The sequence below is a fragment of the Accumulibacter sp. genome, from assembly GCF_023806635.1.
Taxonomy (GTDB): domain Bacteria; phylum Pseudomonadota; class Gammaproteobacteria; order Burkholderiales; family Rhodocyclaceae; genus Accumulibacter.
Map to the genome: position 1 here is coordinate 1 of NZ_JAMTDQ010000024.1, position 14,497 is coordinate 14,497.

The window sequence follows — 14,497 nt, forward strand, 5'->3', positions numbered from 1 at the left end:
TCGTCCAGCCGCAGGTGGCGCTCTTCGGCAAGAAGGACTACCAGCAGCTGATGGTCCTGCGCAACATGAGCCGGCAACTGGCGCTGCCGATCGCGATCGTCGGCGGCGAGACCGTTCGCGCCGCCGATGGCCTCGCCCTGTCGTCGCGCAACGGCTACCTGTCGCCCGGCGAGCGAGCCGAGGCGCCGCGACTGTACCGGCTGCTGCAGCGGATCGCCACCGCCGTCGCTGCCGGCGACGCCGACTTCGGCCGCCTCGAAGCGGACGCGGCGGCCGAACTCGACCGCAACGGCTGGCGAACCGACTATGTTGCGTTGCGGCGACAGGCCGATCTGCAGCCGCCGCGCAGCCCCGACGACGGCCCGCTGGTCGTCCTCGCCGCCAGTCGCCTGGGCAGCGCGCGGCTGATCGACAATGTCGAAATACCTGCCTGCGACGGCCGTTGACAGGTCGCCATGAGCAGCTACAATGCGCTTCCCCAAACTCCCAATCCGGTGAATCCATGCAGAGGACCATGTTGAAGTCGAAGCTGCACCGCGTCAGCGCCACGCACGCCGAGCTTCACTACGAGGGCTCATGCGCCATCGACGAGGATCTGCTCGATGCCGCGAACATCGGCGAGTACGAGCAGATCGACATCTGGAACGTCAATAACGGCGAGCGCTTCACGACCTACGCCATCCGCGCCGAGCGCGGCTCGGGCGTCATCTCGGTCAATGGGTCGGCGGCACGCCGCGCCGCACCCGGGGACATCCTGATCATCGCCAGTTTCGCGGTGTACAACGAGGTCGAACTCGCCAAACATGCACCGTTGCTGATCTACGTCGACACGCAGAACCGCATCGTGCGCATGGCCGGCCAGATTCCGGCACAGGCTGCCGCCTGACGACGCCGGGCGCCGTCTGCCGCCCACCGAAGCCGCGACCGCCGTCGCGGCTTTCGCGTTTATGGGGCGGGCAGCGGCGCCGCGGCGCCCGCATGCTCAGGCGACGTCGACCGGTACCTTCGGCTTGCGTGGGCGTCGTGGCCGCGCGGCGGGCTTCCTCGCCGACGGCACGGCCGCCGCATCGGCGGCCGTGCCGACCTCGCCCACCTCTCCTGCCACACCCTCCTCGCCGGCTTTGCCCTCCTCGCCGACCTCGCCCACCTCTCCTGCCGCACCCGTCTCGCCGACCGCGGCCGGCTGGGCTGCGGCAGCCTGCTCCGGCACCACGGCCGGCGCATCGTCCGCCGCCACCGCCACCGGCGGCGGGGCACTCGCTGCCGGCTCGGCGTCCGTCCCGGACCGGTCGACGGCTGCCGCTGCCTCTGCCGCCGGTAGCACGTCCGTCACGGCGGCGACGCCGGTTTCCCCGGCATCCTTCGGCGCACGCGCACCTCGCTTGCCACCCTTGTCGACCGCCTTGCGCCTGCCCTCGCTCTTCCGGCGCGGGGCGGGCGCGCCGGCAGCAGCGTCGCCCGCCGGCTCGTCGGCCGCACGCGCCGCCTCGGGCAGCGGCGCCGGCGACGAATCGCGGGTCTCGTCGAGCGGCACTTCGGAGCCGGACTCGCCGGCGGCCGCGAGCCCGTTGCGCCGGAAGACATAGGTACCGGACTTCTCGTCGCGGCCGATCGCCAGCAGACCGCGCGCCTGCGCCTCCTCGAGCAGGTTGCCGAAGGCGCGGAAGCCGTAGTAGGACTCGTTGAAATCCGGCTTGCGGCGCTTGATCGCCTCCTTCAGCATCGACGCCCAGATCTTGCCGCTGTCGCCGCGTTCGTCGACCATCGCGTCGAAGGTCGCGACCGCCAGCTCGATCGCCTTGCTCCGCCGCGCCTCGAGTTCGGCACGCCGCTCGGCATCCTCCTCGGGCGTCCGCCTCGTCGCCTGCGCCGCCTCGCGCGAGTCGCGCCGCGCCGCGCGCTGCATCTCGCGCACCAGGTCGTCGTAGAAGATGAATTCGTCGCAGTTGCCGATCAGCAGATCCGAAGTCGATTGCTTGACACCGACGCCGATGACGTACTTCGCGTTCTCGCGCAGCTTCGAGACCAGCGGCGAGAAATCCGAGTCGCCACTGATGATGACGAAGGTATCGACGTGCGACTTCGTGTAGCACAGGTCGAGAGCGTCGACGACCAGCCGGATGTCGGCCGAATTCTTGCCCGACTGCCGCAGGTGCGGGATCTCGATCAGCTCGAAACTCGCTTCGTGCATCGTCGACTTGAAACCCTTGTAGCGCTCCCAGTCGCAGTAGGCCTTCTTGACGACGATGCTGCCCTTGAGCAGCAGCCTCTCGAGGACCGGTTTGATGTCGAACCGGTCGTACTTCGCGTCACGGACGCCAAGGGCGACGTTCTCGAAGTCGCAGTACAGCGCCATGATGGCGGTTTCGGGCGCTACGGCCATGATTCATCTTCTCCGCAAAGGAATGTTGCGCCACGCCGACGGGTGGCTGCCCGCCGCGTGCTCGACGCCGGCGGGCGCTGGCTCTGGATGCCCAGAGCCGAGATGGTAAACCCTTGGCGACAGGAAGCAAGCGCGACGCCGGCTGGCGGATCGCCGCCGCGGCCGGGGTCAGGCTGGCGACCGGCCGGTGGCCGGCACTTCGGCGACGTCGACCACCTGCCCGCCGGTCATCGCCAGCAACTCCCGTGGCGAGAGGCTGAAGACGCAGTGCGGATGGCCGGCGGCGGCCCAGATGCGGTCGAAGTCCAGCAGCAGCCGGTCGACGAGGACGATCGTCGATCGCGGGTGGCCCAGGGGGCAGACGCCGCCGATCGCGTAACCGGTGTGCTCGCGGACGAACGCGGCGTCGGCCTTGCCGAGCGGACCGACCAGCGCCGCCACCCTGCCCTCGTCCACCCGGTACGCGCCGCTGGCGACGACCATCACCGCCGTGTCGTCGGCCAGTTGCCGGAAGACGATCGACTTGGCGATCTCGGCGACGCTGCAGCCGAGCGCCGCAGCGGCTTCCGCCGAGGTCCTGCCGCTCGCCGGCAGCCGCAGCACCGCTGCGCGGTGGCCCAGCGTGCGCAGCAGGTCGGCCACCCTCTGCGCGCTCCCGGGAAGTCCGTTCTCCATGGCCATCGATTCGTCCTGGCTCACTCACGAGGTTGCCGGCGTGCCGGCGGCGGCAGTTTACTGCAACCGGCACCGCCGGCGATAGCCTGTCGCCAGGCGGCCGCCGGCAGATGGTGTAAACTGCCGCCGACCAGCACGAGGATCGCCATGCAAACCACCGCCGACCTGCACCCGGAGATCCGCGAGGCCATCCGCGATCTCTGTCGGCAGTTCCCCGACGAGTACTTTCGCCGCATCGACGAACAGCGCGCCTACCCCGACGACTTCGTCGCCGCACTGCTCGCAGCCGGCTGGCTGGCGGCGATGATCCCCGAGGAGTACGGCGGCTCCGGTCTCGGTCTGACCGCCGCCAGCGTCATCATGGAGGAGATCAACCGCTGCGGCGGCAACGCCGCCGCCGTGCATGGCCAGATGTACAACATGGGCACGCTGCTGCGCAACGGCAGCCCGGCGCAGAAGGAAAGGTACCTGCCGGCGATCGCCGCCGGCCGGCTGCGCATCCAGTCGATGGCAGTGACCGAACCGACCACCGGCAGCGACACCACGCGCCTGCGCACGACCGCCGTGCGCCGGGATGGCTGCTACGTGATCAATGGCCAGAAGGTCTGGATCTCGCGCGTCCGCCATTCCGACCTGATGATCCTGCTCGCCCGGACGACGCCGCTCGCCGAGGTGCGGCGAAAAGCCGAGGGCCTGTCGATCTTCATCATCGACCTGCGCCAGGCGATCGGCAACGGCCTCGAGGTACGGCCGATCGCCAACATGGTCAATCACGAGACCAACGAACTCTTCTTCGACGGACTCGAGGTTCCGGCCGAGAACCTGATCGGCGAGGAGGGCCAGGGCTTCCGCTACCTGCTCGACGGGCTCAACGCCGAGCGCGCGCTGATCGCCGCCGAGTGCATCGGCGACGGTTACTGGTTCGTCGAGCGTGCCACCCGCTATGCCGGCGAGCGCATCGTCTTCGAGCGACCGATCGGCAGCAACCAGGGGGTGCAGTTCCCGATCGCCGAGGCCTTCATCGACATCGAGGCGGCCAACCTGATGCGCTACGAGGCCTGCGCCCGCTTCGACGCGCAGCGTCCCTGCGGCGCCCAGGCGAACATGGCGAAGCACCTCGCCGCCAGGGCCTCGTGGCAGGCGGCCAACGTCTGCCTGCAGACGCACGGCGGTTTCGGTTTCGCCAGCGAGTACGACGTCGAGCGCAAGTTCCGCGAGACGCGCCTCTACCAGGTGGCACCGATCTCGACCAACCTGATCTTCGCCTACGTCGCCGAGCACCTGCTCGGCCTGCCGCGCTCGTACTGATCGGCGGAGCCCGGCATGCGCCCACTCGACGGCATCACCGTCGTCACCCTCGAACATGCCATCGCCGCGCCCTTCTGCACGCGCCAGCTCGCCGACCTCGGCGCACGCGTGATCAAGGTCGAGCGGCCCGGCAGCGGCGACTTCGCCCGCGCCTACGACCAGCGCGTGCACGGCCTGGCCTCGCATTTCGTGTGGACCAACCGCTCGAAGGAAAGCCTGACCCTCGACCTCAAGCATGCCGCGGCGCCGGCGCTGCTCGCCCGGCTCCTCGCCAGGGCCGACGTCCTGGTACAGAACCTCGCACCGGGTGCGGCCGCCCGTCTCGGCCTGTCCTACGAGGATCTGCGCGCGGACTGCCCGCGACTGATCGTCTGCGACCTCTCGGGCTACGGCGGCGACGGCCCGTATCGCGACCGCAAGGCCTACGACCTGCTGATCCAGAGCGAAGCCGGCTTCCTCTCGGTCACCGGCAGCGCCGACGCGCCGGCCAAGGCCGGCTGCTCGATCGCCGACATCGCCGCCGGCATGTACGCCTACAGCGGCATCCTCGCCGCCCTGCTGCAGCGTGCGCAGAGCGGCTGCGGCTGCCGGATCGAAGTCTCGATGCTCGAGAGCATGGTCGAGTGGATGGGCTACCCGCTCTACTACGCCAGCGCCGGCGCCGCACCGCCGCCACGCGCCGGCGCCGCGCACGCGACGATCTACCCCTACGGCCCCTTCGCCGCCGGCGACGGCAGACTGGTCATGCTCGGCGTGCAGAACGAGCGCGAGTGGCAACTCTTCTGCCGGCAGGTCCTCGAACGACCGGATCTGGCGGATGACCCGCGCTACGCGTCGAACGCCAGCCGCAGCGCCAAGCGCGACGAGTTGCAGGCGCTGATCGCCGAGCAGTTCTCCCGCCTGGGCAGCGAGGAGCTGATCGCCCGCCTCGACGCCGCGCGCATCGCCAACGCGCGCATCAACGACATGCACGAAGTCTGGCAACACCCACAGCTCGCCGCACGCCAGCGCTGGACCGAGGTGGCGACCCCGGCCGGTCCGATCCCAGCCCTGCTGCCGCCGGGCAGCAACAGCGGCTTCACGCCGCGCATGGACGCGGTACCCGCGCTCGGACAGCACACCGAAGCCATTCTCGGCGAACTCGGCTGCGACGCAGCGGCGATCGCCGCCCTGCGTGCCGCTGGCGCCGTCTGAGCGGCCACCGTGGTCGGCGCGACGGCTGCCGCCCTGCCGGAGTGGCGCCATCCGCGCGGGCTGGAAAAACCGAAGCGGCACTTGCCGCAGCGACAACCGTTGGAGAGCACTGCGCGATGAACAACTGGACTCCCGGCTCCTTTCTCCTGGCCCTCGCAGCCGCCATCCTGCTGCCGGCACTGATCGTCCATTTCACCCTCGGCAGGAAAGGCGGCCACCAAATGTTCCGCGATCTCCCGCCGGAAAAGGTCAGGGACCTGCCTTTCGCCATGCTGCGCTCCAGGCTGCGCAACGACCTCCGGGGATCGCTGGCAACGCTCGCCGGAATCGGATTCGCGCTCGCGGTCTATCCCCTCGCCTGTCGCTGGGGCGTGCCGATCAACTTCCTCGGGCTTTCCGAGCGGCAGCTCGTCTTCTCGCTGATCCTTGGCGGCGGCCTGCTGTTCATCGTCGTGGTCGCGCTGTTGCGCCGACGCCGGCCGGACTGAAGCACCGGCCACCGGCGACGGCCTGCAGGACGCGGCGGCCGGCACCGGCGGGTGGCCCGCGGTGCTATCATGCGCCGTCCCGCCACCGCCCCGCCCAGACCCCCTCCCGATGACCCGAAAAGCCAGGCGCCAGGCCGCCGTCACCACGCCCGCGGCAGCCGCCGTGCGGGCTGCCGCGAATGCCGCGCCAGGTGTTCCGGCGGCTCGGCAACAGCGGAACCTGCTGCCGCTCGGCCTGCTGCTGCTCTTCGCCGTCGCCATCGTCACCGGCATCGTCCTCTACCTGACGCGCGACCGCCTGCCCGAATCGCCAGCCCGCGCGGCCCCCGCGGCCCCCGTGGCGGGCGCCGCGGCCGACGGCACGCCAGCCGGCCACGTCGGAGCCAGCGTCTGCAAGAACTGCCACGAAGCCGAATACCAGGCGTGGTCCGGATCGAACCATGATCGCGCCATGCAGCACGCAACGCCGGAGACGGTGCTCGGCGACTTCGCCGACGCCAGGTTCCGTCAACACGGCGTCGAATCCCGCTTCTACCGGCGCGGCGACGGCTTCTTCGTGCGCACCGAGGGTCCCGACGGCAAGCTCGCCGACTACGGGATCAGCTACACCTTCGGCGTCTACCCGCTGCAGCAGTACCTGGTCGCTTTCCCAGGCGGCCGCTACCAGGCGCTGTCGATCGCCTGGGACTCACGCCCGAAGGCGATGGGTGGACAACGCTGGTTCCACCTGCAACCCGAGCGCCGGGTCGGCCACAAGGATGCGCTGCACTGGACGGGCAACTACCAGAACTGGGCCCTGCAGTGCGCGGAATGCCACTCGACCAACCTGCGCAAGGGCTACGACGCCGCCAGCAACACCTACCGCACCACCTTCAGCGAGATCAATGTCGCCTGCGAAGCCTGTCATGGTCCCGGTTCGCGCCATGTGGCGTGGGCCGCCGGGGCAAGGCCACCGTATCCGGCGCAGGGCGACATCGGCCTGCCACGACTCGGCAGCCGCTGGCTCGAGGCGTGGAAGTTTCCTGCCGCCGACGCCCGCGTTGCCGTGCGCGAACACCCCGCCGACCCTGCCGGCATGAACGTCTGCGCCGCCTGCCATGCCCGCCGGTCAACCCTGAGCGAAGAGCGCAGGCCCGGCGCGGTACTCGCCGACAGCCACCGGCTGGCGATGCTCACCGCCCCCAACTACCACGCCGATGGCCAGCAGCGGGAAGAGGTCTATGTCTGGGGCTCCTTCCTGCAGAGCCGGATGCAGCAGAGCGGCGTCACCTGCATGGACTGCCACGAACCGCACTCGCTGCAGACCCGCGCCAGGGGCAACGAACTCTGCAACCGCTGCCACAACGCCGCCGAGCATGATGCGCCGACGCACCACCGGCACCAGACCGGGGGCCCGGGCGCGCAGTGCATCAACTGCCACATGCCGACGCAGAACTACATGGTCATCCACGCCCGGCAGGACCACAGCCTGCGCGTTCCGCGCCCCGACCTCTCGCTCGCGCTCGGCACGCCGAACGCCTGCAACCAGTGCCACGTCGACCGCAAGCCGGAGTGGGCTGCGCAGGCGATGGACCGCTGGTACGGCAGGGCCTGGCGCGATCGCCCGAGCTACGGGCCGACGCTGCATGCGGGGGCAACGCGCGGCATGCAGGGCTTGCCCGGCCTGCTCGAACTCGCGCGCAACCCGGCGGCACCGGGCATCATCCGGGCAACGGCAGCGACCCTCGCCCAGCCACACGCCACCCCGGAGACGCTGCAGACGGCGCACACGCTGCTCGCCGATCCCGATCCGCTGCTGCGCATCGCGGCACTCGGGCTGCTCGATGCGGCGCCACCCGATGTGCGCCTGCGGATCGCCGCGCCACTCCTCTCCGACCCCGTGCGCGGCGTCCGCATCGAGGCGGCGCGCCTCCTCGCCGACGTTCCCGGCGAGCGATTCGGCGCCGCACGGCAGGCCGCGCAGGCGGCGGCGATGCAGGAATACGAGAACGCACTCGACCTGGATGCCGACTGGCCATCTGGCCGCGTCAACATCGGCATCCTGCGGCTGCGGCAGGGGCGTGGCGACGAGGCGCTGGCGGCCTTCGAACAGGCGATCGCGCTCGATCCACTGTTCGAGCCGGCTTACGTCAATCTCGCCGATACCCTGCGCCGGCTCGGCCGCGACGCCGAGGGAGAACGGGTGTTGCGGCGGGGGCTTGCCCAGCTGCCGCGGAGTGCCGAGCTGCACCACGCGCTCGGCCTGCTGCTCGTGCGCCAGGGCGACCAGCGAGCAGCGCTGCGCGAGATCTCGGAAGCCGCGCGCCTCGCCCCCGACAACCCGCGTTTCCTCTACGTCGAAGCGATCGCCCTGCACAGTGCCGGCAGGAAGAGCGAAGCCCTGGCACTCCTGCGCCGCGCCGACCAACGCCATCCCGGCAACCCCGACATCCTCGCCGCCCTCAAAACTTTCGGTGACAGTATACAAAACTCGCCATCGCCGGCATCACCCGGGAGGTGAAGCCTCCTCCTGGTCGTCAGCTTCGGGCCGTGGCCTGGGGCCGCGCTTCTGCGGTCGCAGCCGCCGATTCAGCCGACCTTCCAGTTCCTCGACGAACGCTTCCTCGCCCAGTGGTCGACCTGTTCGGGTATGGGCATGGATCTTGTCGACAAGGGACTGCTCCACCGCCGCACCGAGGTACTCGGGCCAGTTCCCAACCATGGCCAGCAGCGGCGCGACCCTTGCCAGGCCGTCGTCCTCTCCCCGCAGGTGTGCGCGGACACTCGACCACGGCCATTCCTCGGCATGCGCGCACAGGCCGGCACGAACCGGGTTGTTCTCGACGTAGCGCACGGCGGCCAGCAGGTGCGTCTCATCGAGCAGGAAGGAATGGAAGCGCTCCTGCCAGAGATGGCCCTGCCACCCCTCGCGAACATTGATGCGTCGCGTGAATCGCCGGTGCGTCTCGCTGATCGCGCGGCGCAGGCCGTCGCTATCCTGCGGCACCATGATCAGGTGCACATGGTTCGGCATCAGGCAATAAGCCCACACCTCGGTCCCGGCAAGAGCACATGAAGCCGACAACAGGCGCAGGTACTCGCGATAATCGTCGTCGCAGAAGAAGGTCTGCTGACGCCGGTTGCCCCGCTGCGTCACGTGATGCGGATAACCCGCCGCCACCACCCTTGCAAGTCTCGCCACAGCTGTCCTCCAGAACACGTTTGCCGGGAGTTGAGTATACTGTCCCCGTGCGGGTGGAGGGATCCGCAACGCCGGGGAAGTTGCGCAGTCTCGTGGGAAGTTAACGCTGCTGTCGCCTTTTCCCGACAGTGATACGATGAGGCTTCAGCGAGTTGGCGGAGACCGCACATGACGGCGTTGAACAGCCCTCACGACCGCTTTTTCAAGGCGGTGTTCGGGCGGACCGAGGTGGCGGCGGAGTTTCTCGAGCGGTATCTGCCGGCGACAGCCGCGCAGGCACTGGACTGGAAGACCTTGCGCACCGCCAAGGATTCCTTTCTCGATCCGGAACTGGCGCTGCATCCCGCCGACCTGCTCTACACTGTCGATCTCCGCGGCGGCGGAGCCGGCTATGTGCACGTGCTGTTCGAACACAAAAGCTACGTCGAGTCGCGAATCGGCCTCGACCTCCTGCGTTACCGCGTGCGGATCTGGGAACAGTGGCTGAATGCCGGGAATTCAGGTCGACTGCCTGTTGTCGTACCGGTCGTGGTCCATCACGGCACGGCGACCTGGCGCGTGAGCCGGCAATTCGCCGATGAGGTGGAAGACGTTCCGCCGCTGCGCGACTACGTGCCGGCATGCGTCTATCACCTGATCGACTTGAGCGGATACCGCGACGACGAGCTGCAGGGCGCGGTCATGCTGCATACGGCGCTGCTCACCCTGAAGTACATCTTCCGGAACGAGTTGAGCCAGCGGCTGCCGGAAATTCTGGGACTGCTGCGCGACCTCGCGCAGAGCTCGATGGGCTTGGACTATGTCCGTACGCTCTTGCGGTACCTGGCGCAGGCGGCGAGCATCGATCGCTTGACCGGTGACCAGTTGCGCCAGGTGGTGACAGAAACTTTGAGTGGTGGAGGTGAACTCATGCTGACGATTGCCGAGCAATGGGAACAACAGGCGATGGAGAGAGGGATCGAGAAAGGGATCGAGAAAGGAATCGAACAAGGCATCGAAAGGGGAATTGAACAAGGAATCGAGCAAGGCGAAGCACGGCTGCTGAAGCAGTTGTTGAGCTGGCGCTTCGGAGCCTTGCCATCCTGGGTCGAAAGCCAGCTCGCAGGCGCTGGGCCGGAGCGCCTGGAGGCATGGGCGAAGCGAGCACTCGATGCACCCGATCTCGCGACCGTGTTCGCCGAACGATCCCGGTAACCGATCGGGATGTGAAAGGCCATCCGGAGCCGCGCCGCGGTCGGTACCCAAGGGGATCGGTGACTGATTGCCGATGTTGAACACCCGATGCGGCGCATCACTGCTCTGTAGACGCATTCAGCGGCGATCAACGGCGTATCCCGCTGACGCAACGCCGGGGAACTTGCGAGGGCTGGTGGGGGAGTTAACCATACTGTCGCCTTTTCCCCATTCAAGCCTTGCAATCAACGCACCAAAGTTCCACAATTGCAAGCATGATAAAGCGAACGCTGGCTACCGAACTCAAGGCCGCAGTCGACTACACCCCTGCCGTTGCGCTGCTTGGACCGCGTCAGGTCGGGAAAACCACGCTGGCCCTGGAAATCGGCCGCCAGATCGACGCACTCTATCTTGATCTCGAGTCGGAACAGGACCGCGCCAAGCTCGCCCAACCCGAGCTCTACCTGGCAGACCATCAAGACAAGCTGGTCATCATCGACGAAGTGCATCGTGCCCCCGGGTTGTTTCCAGTACTGCGCGGATTGATCGACCGCGCTCGGCGAGCAGGTCGCACAACCGGTCAATATCTGCTGTTGGGGTCCGCGTCGCCTGATCTGCTCAAGCAGTCAGGCGAAAGCCTGGCCGGACGCATCAGCTATCTTGAGTTGGCGCCTTTCAGCGTACTGGAAACACCCAATCTGCCAAGCGATGAACTCTGGCTACGCGGTGGGTTTCCGGACAGCCTGCTCGCGGCCAATGCAGCCCGCAGCCTGCGATGGCGCCAGGATTTCATCCGCACCTATCTGGAGCGCGATATTCCACAGTTCGGGCCTCGCATCGCCGCCGAAACCCTGCGTCGCTTCTGGGGCATGCTGGCCCATCATCAGGGCGGTCTGCTCAACATCGCCCAATTCGCGCGCAACCTGGGCGTAGACGCCAAGACCGCCGCGGCCTATCTCGACCTGTTGGCGGACTTGTACCTCGTGCGCCGTCTGCCCGCCTGGCATGCCAACCTGGGCAAGCGTCTGGTCAAATCGCCCAAGGTCTATGTGCGCGACAGCGGCCTGGTCCATGCCCTGCTGGCCATCCCCGAGAAGGAAACCCTGCTGGCACATCCGGTGGTCGGGCAAAGCTGGGAATGCATGGTCATGGAAAACCTGCTCATCGCCGCTGCCGGCAAGGCACAAGGTTACTTCTATCGCACCAGCGGCGGTGCCGAAATCGACCTCCTGCTGGTTTGGCCGGACAACAGCCTATGGGCGGTCGAAATCAAGCGCAGCCTCAATCCAAGAGTCGAACGCGGCTTTCATGCCGCCTGTGAAGACCTGGCCCCCGCGCGCAAGTTCGTCGTCTACCCCGGCCAGGAACGCTATCGAATGGCCCACGACATCCAGGCCGTCTCACTGCTCGAACTGGCAACCCGAGTTGCCGAAGGCTGACTACAGCACCGGCAGGGCCACGCCGCTCCGATTACCGATACCCACCCTCATGGCGATGAGGCGCAGCCGAAGTGGCAATCCAGTGCCACCCGACGCGGTGGTCACAAGTTACAGGTCGCTCGCCGCTAATTCGGTGACAGTATATTAATTCGGAACTGCGCCTGCTTGCTCCCCCGATCCAGGGCACGAAGAAATTAAGTATACTGTCACCATTTTCAACCGTTTTCCGCGAAAGCGCGACGACAACTCGCCGAGATCTCGCAAAAAAGCAAGACCTGACCGCTGGCGCACTGAAAATGCCTCCCCGCATGGTACAAAATGTACAATTTGATCGTAACGTTTTATGGAGATCGCCATGCGCACCGTAACTGCCACCGCCGCCAAGCAGGGTCTGGCCCAGGTCATCGAAACTGCTGCCCGGGAACCCGCGGTCATCCAGCGCCAGAAGCGGGACGTGGCCGTCGTTCTTTCCATCCAGGAATATGAGCGGCTCACCCGTCTCAATGTCGCCGAGTTCCAGCGCTTTTGCGACCGTGTGGGGGCCGCTGCCGAAGCCGCCGGCATGACCGAGGAGACGCTGGCCCAACTGCTGGCCGATGATTGAGCAATGCCTGTGGGTGCTGGACACCAACGTCCTGGTCAGCCGCATGCTGACGCCCAAGAGCATGGCCGGCCAAGCCGTTGACCACGCCCTGGAGCGAGGCATCCTGCTGGTTTCCGAGGCTACGTTGAATGAACTGGCAGAGGTGCTGGGCCCGTCCAGGTTCGACCCGTACGTCAGCCGCGCGGACCGTAGACAGTTCCTGGAATTGCTGGGCGGCGTGGCCAGGGTCATACCCATAACCCGCATGTTGCACGCCTGCCGCGATCCCAAGGACGACAAGTTCCTTGACGTGGCGGTGAGCGGCAACGCTGATGCCATCGTTACCGGCGACCGGGATTTGCTCGAGTTGGACCCGTTTCACAGCGTGCGCATAGTCAGTCCGGCAGACCTCCTGGCCGGGACCTGGCACCGCCTCTAACGGTCATTGCAGTTGCGGCCGCCCCGGATGATGAAGGAAGATGCGGGCGGGGAGGCATCGGGTAGAGGTCGCGCAATATTTTGGTGGTCGGACCCCGAAAGCTAACGCGACCCGCTGAACCGACTCGTACCCCGGATTGCTGCCATCGAGCGCACACATTAAGTATACTGTCACCGCTTTCGACCGCCCACGGGTCGGCAATCGTCGTCAGTGTGCGTGCCGATGATGAACATCCGGGAAATGCGGATGCTTGTGGGTCACCGCCGCGTGCGTGTGGTGGTGGGAATGGGGCTCGCGATCATCGTCGGTGCAATCGTGTTCGTGCTCGTGATGTGCGTCGTGACGATGGACGTGACTGTGCCCGACAGGCTCGTGCGTGTGTTCGTGCTCATGCTTTTCCGTGAGGTGCAGCCAAACGCCCCATGCCATCAACGCGCTCGCCAGCCAGAACGTGGGGCCGACTGATTCGCCCAGCACGACCACTGCCAGGAAGGCACCGATGAAGGGCGCGGTGGAGAAATAGGCTCCCGTGCGTGCCGTGCCGAGTCCGCGCAGGGCCAGCACGAACAACACCAGACTGACGCCGTAGCCCATGAGTCCGAGGGTCATGACCGTTGCCGTTGTGGCGGCCTCGGGGATCGTTGCCCCCAGGCTCAGCGCCAGGGCACAATTGACCAGACCTGCGATCAGGCCCTTGCTGCCGGCGATGAACAAGGCATCCGATGCCGACACCTTGCGCGTCAGGTTGTTGTCGATGGCCCAGCACAGACAGGCCAGGATGATCGCGAACGGGCCCAGCCAGCCATTGCCTCCCGCGGCGCCTGGCAACCAGGACAGCAGCACGCCTCCGGCGACGATCGCGACCATGCCGAGGACGATGCGCCGGTCGGCGTTCTCCTTGAATACCACCCAGGCGATGACGGCGGTCAGAACCGCTTCGAGGTTCAGCAGCAGGGATGCGGTCGATCCACTGGTTTCAGACAGCCCGAACATCAATGCGACGGGCCCCAGCACGCCGCCGAACAGGATCGCACCGAACAGCCAGGGCCACTCCCCGTGCGTGATGCCCGAGGATCGCCACCCCCGATCACGGATCAGCCGGGCAAGCGCGAGGCCCAGGCCGCTGCCCAAGTACAGCAAGCCGCCCAGCAACAGTGGCGATGCTGCCCCGATCAGCAGTTTCGCCAAGGGTGTGCTGGCCCCGAACAGGGCAGCCGCCGCGATGGCGCAGAGAACACTTCTGTTCATCGGGACGCATTCTCCTCGCTTTTTCCTTCAATTGACAACGTGATCTCGGCGAGCAGCAAACTGCTGGCCACTTCCGCCACAGGAGTTGCCGGCGACAGCCGGCCACTGCCAAATCCCTGCCCATACGGAAAGTGACCGCGCGCACAGTCACGAGACCACCAGCGAGAAACCCAGGGCAGAGAGGCCGCGAAGGGCAGGATGGCACGGGAACGGCAGCGGCGCCGCCCGCGAATCCAACCCGCGAAGTTCCGCCAGGGCGCGCCACGGCCAGACGCAAAAAAAGCCCGAAACGGGTTCGGGCTCTCGAAGGTGGTGCTGCCGAGGCTGCCGAATGAAGGCCAACCGTCCGGGCGCGATGGAAACCACGCCGCGCACCCTGGATCCAT

Annotated in this window: 14 protein-coding genes; 10 read left to right on the forward strand and 4 right to left on the reverse strand. The window is 67.2% G+C overall.

All coding sequences use genetic code 11. From position 1 onward, the window contains the following. The coding region (locus NFW30_RS04345) for a pantoate--beta-alanine ligase (RefSeq protein ID WP_295371791.1) at positions 1-446 on the forward strand (446 nt) is incomplete at its 5' end. Positions 447-502: 56 nt separating this feature from the next. Then, positions 503-886: an aspartate 1-decarboxylase gene (gene panD, locus NFW30_RS04350; protein ID WP_295356607.1), complete on the forward strand. Its 384-nt coding sequence runs from the start codon at positions 503-505 to the stop codon at positions 884-886. Between the two features lie 96 nt (positions 887-982). Here the strand turns inward: panD and NFW30_RS04355 are convergent, their stop codons facing one another. Continuing rightward, complete coding sequence (locus tag NFW30_RS04355) at positions 983-2,383, reverse strand: NYN domain-containing protein (RefSeq protein ID WP_295356601.1); 1,401 nt, start codon at positions 2,381-2,383, stop codon at positions 983-985. 168 nt (positions 2,384-2,551) lie between these two features. Beyond that, the gene (locus tag NFW30_RS04360; RefSeq protein ID WP_295356597.1) at positions 2,552-3,064 is read right to left on the reverse strand and encodes a YbaK/EbsC family protein; all 513 of its coding nucleotides are present in this window, start codon (positions 3,062-3,064) and stop codon (positions 2,552-2,554) included. Positions 3,065-3,205: 141 nt separating this feature from the next. Here NFW30_RS04360 and NFW30_RS04365 point away from each other — a divergent pair, with 141 nt between their 5' ends. The 4 genes from NFW30_RS04365 (at position 3,206) to NFW30_RS04380 (ending at position 8,548) form a co-directional block, all read left to right on the forward strand. Continuing rightward, positions 3,206-4,366, forward strand: coding sequence for an acyl-CoA dehydrogenase family protein (locus tag NFW30_RS04365; RefSeq protein WP_295356592.1), 1,161 nt, complete (start codon positions 3,206-3,208; stop codon positions 4,364-4,366). A gap of 15 nt (positions 4,367-4,381) precedes the next feature. Next, positions 4,382-5,560 carry a CaiB/BaiF CoA-transferase family protein gene (locus NFW30_RS04370; RefSeq protein ID WP_295356590.1) on the forward strand — a complete coding sequence of 393 codons (1,179 nt, stop codon included), beginning with the start codon at positions 4,382-4,384 and terminating at the stop codon, positions 5,558-5,560. Positions 5,561-5,676: 116 nt separating this feature from the next. Continuing rightward, complete coding sequence (locus NFW30_RS04375; RefSeq protein ID WP_295356587.1) at positions 5,677-6,048, forward strand: hypothetical protein; 372 nt, start codon at positions 5,677-5,679, stop codon at positions 6,046-6,048. Between the two features lie 109 nt (positions 6,049-6,157). Then, positions 6,158-8,548 (forward strand): tetratricopeptide repeat protein, encoded by a 2,391-nt coding sequence (locus NFW30_RS04380; RefSeq protein WP_295356585.1) that lies wholly within the window; start codon positions 6,158-6,160, stop codon positions 8,546-8,548. Here NFW30_RS04380 and NFW30_RS04385 read toward each other — a convergent pair. Beyond that, entirely contained in the window at positions 8,534-9,229 is a 696-nt protein-coding gene (locus NFW30_RS04385) for a transposase (protein WP_295356582.1), read from the reverse strand. The two genes, NFW30_RS04380 and NFW30_RS04385, sit on opposite strands and share 15 nt — an antisense overlap. A gap of 168 nt (positions 9,230-9,397) precedes the next feature. Here NFW30_RS04385 and NFW30_RS04390 point away from each other — a divergent pair, with 168 nt between their 5' ends. The 4 genes from NFW30_RS04390 (at position 9,398) to NFW30_RS04405 (ending at position 12,863) form a co-directional block, all read left to right on the forward strand. After that, positions 9,398-10,423: an Rpn family recombination-promoting nuclease/putative transposase gene (locus NFW30_RS04390; protein ID WP_295356579.1), complete on the forward strand. Its 1,026-nt coding sequence runs from the start codon at positions 9,398-9,400 to the stop codon at positions 10,421-10,423. 254 nt (positions 10,424-10,677) lie between these two features. Beyond that, on the forward strand, positions 10,678-11,841 hold the full coding sequence (locus NFW30_RS04395; RefSeq protein ID WP_295356570.1) for an ATP-binding protein: 1,164 nt from the start codon (positions 10,678-10,680) through the stop codon (positions 11,839-11,841). 355 nt (positions 11,842-12,196) lie between these two features. Beyond that, the gene (locus NFW30_RS04400; protein ID WP_295356718.1) at positions 12,197-12,445 is read left to right on the forward strand and encodes a type II toxin-antitoxin system Phd/YefM family antitoxin; all 249 of its coding nucleotides are present in this window, start codon (positions 12,197-12,199) and stop codon (positions 12,443-12,445) included. After that, positions 12,438-12,863, forward strand: a complete 426-nt coding sequence (locus NFW30_RS04405) for a putative toxin-antitoxin system toxin component, PIN family (protein ID WP_295356567.1) — start codon at positions 12,438-12,440, stop codon at positions 12,861-12,863. Before NFW30_RS04400 ends, NFW30_RS04405 begins: the two co-directional genes overlap by 8 nt. Positions 12,864-13,070: 207 nt before the next feature. Here the strand turns inward: NFW30_RS04405 and NFW30_RS04410 are convergent, their stop codons facing one another. Then, positions 13,071-14,111 carry a DMT family transporter gene (locus NFW30_RS04410; RefSeq protein WP_295356563.1) on the reverse strand — a complete coding sequence of 347 codons (1,041 nt, stop codon included), beginning with the start codon at positions 14,109-14,111 and terminating at the stop codon, positions 13,071-13,073. Positions 14,112-14,497 lie beyond the last annotated feature (386 nt).

Excerpts from the sequence above, each read along its gene's own strand:
- panD (WP_295356607.1), top strand. The coding sequence starts at position 503 with ATGCAGAGGACCATGTTGAAGTCGAAGCTGCACCGCGTCAGCGCCACG.
- NFW30_RS04355 (WP_295356601.1), bottom strand. The coding sequence starts at position 2,383 with ATGGCCGTAGCGCCCGAAACCGCCATCATGGCGCTGTACTGCGACTTC.
- NFW30_RS04360 (WP_295356597.1), bottom strand. The coding sequence starts at position 3,064 with ATGGCCATGGAGAACGGACTTCCCGGGAGCGCGCAGAGGGTGGCCGAC.
- NFW30_RS04365 (WP_295356592.1), top strand. The coding sequence starts at position 3,206 with ATGCAAACCACCGCCGACCTGCACCCGGAGATCCGCGAGGCCATCCGC.
- NFW30_RS04370 (WP_295356590.1), top strand. The coding sequence starts at position 4,382 with ATGCGCCCACTCGACGGCATCACCGTCGTCACCCTCGAACATGCCATC.
- NFW30_RS04375 (WP_295356587.1), top strand. The coding sequence starts at position 5,677 with ATGAACAACTGGACTCCCGGCTCCTTTCTCCTGGCCCTCGCAGCCGCC.
- NFW30_RS04380 (WP_295356585.1), top strand. The coding sequence starts at position 6,158 with ATGACCCGAAAAGCCAGGCGCCAGGCCGCCGTCACCACGCCCGCGGCA.
- NFW30_RS04390 (WP_295356579.1), top strand. The coding sequence starts at position 9,398 with ATGACGGCGTTGAACAGCCCTCACGACCGCTTTTTCAAGGCGGTGTTC.
- NFW30_RS04395 (WP_295356570.1), top strand. The coding sequence starts at position 10,678 with ATGATAAAGCGAACGCTGGCTACCGAACTCAAGGCCGCAGTCGACTAC.
- NFW30_RS04400 (WP_295356718.1), top strand. The coding sequence starts at position 12,197 with ATGCGCACCGTAACTGCCACCGCCGCCAAGCAGGGTCTGGCCCAGGTC.
- NFW30_RS04405 (WP_295356567.1), top strand. The coding sequence starts at position 12,438 with ATGATTGAGCAATGCCTGTGGGTGCTGGACACCAACGTCCTGGTCAGC.
- NFW30_RS04410 (WP_295356563.1), bottom strand. The coding sequence starts at position 14,111 with ATGAACAGAAGTGTTCTCTGCGCCATCGCGGCGGCTGCCCTGTTCGGG.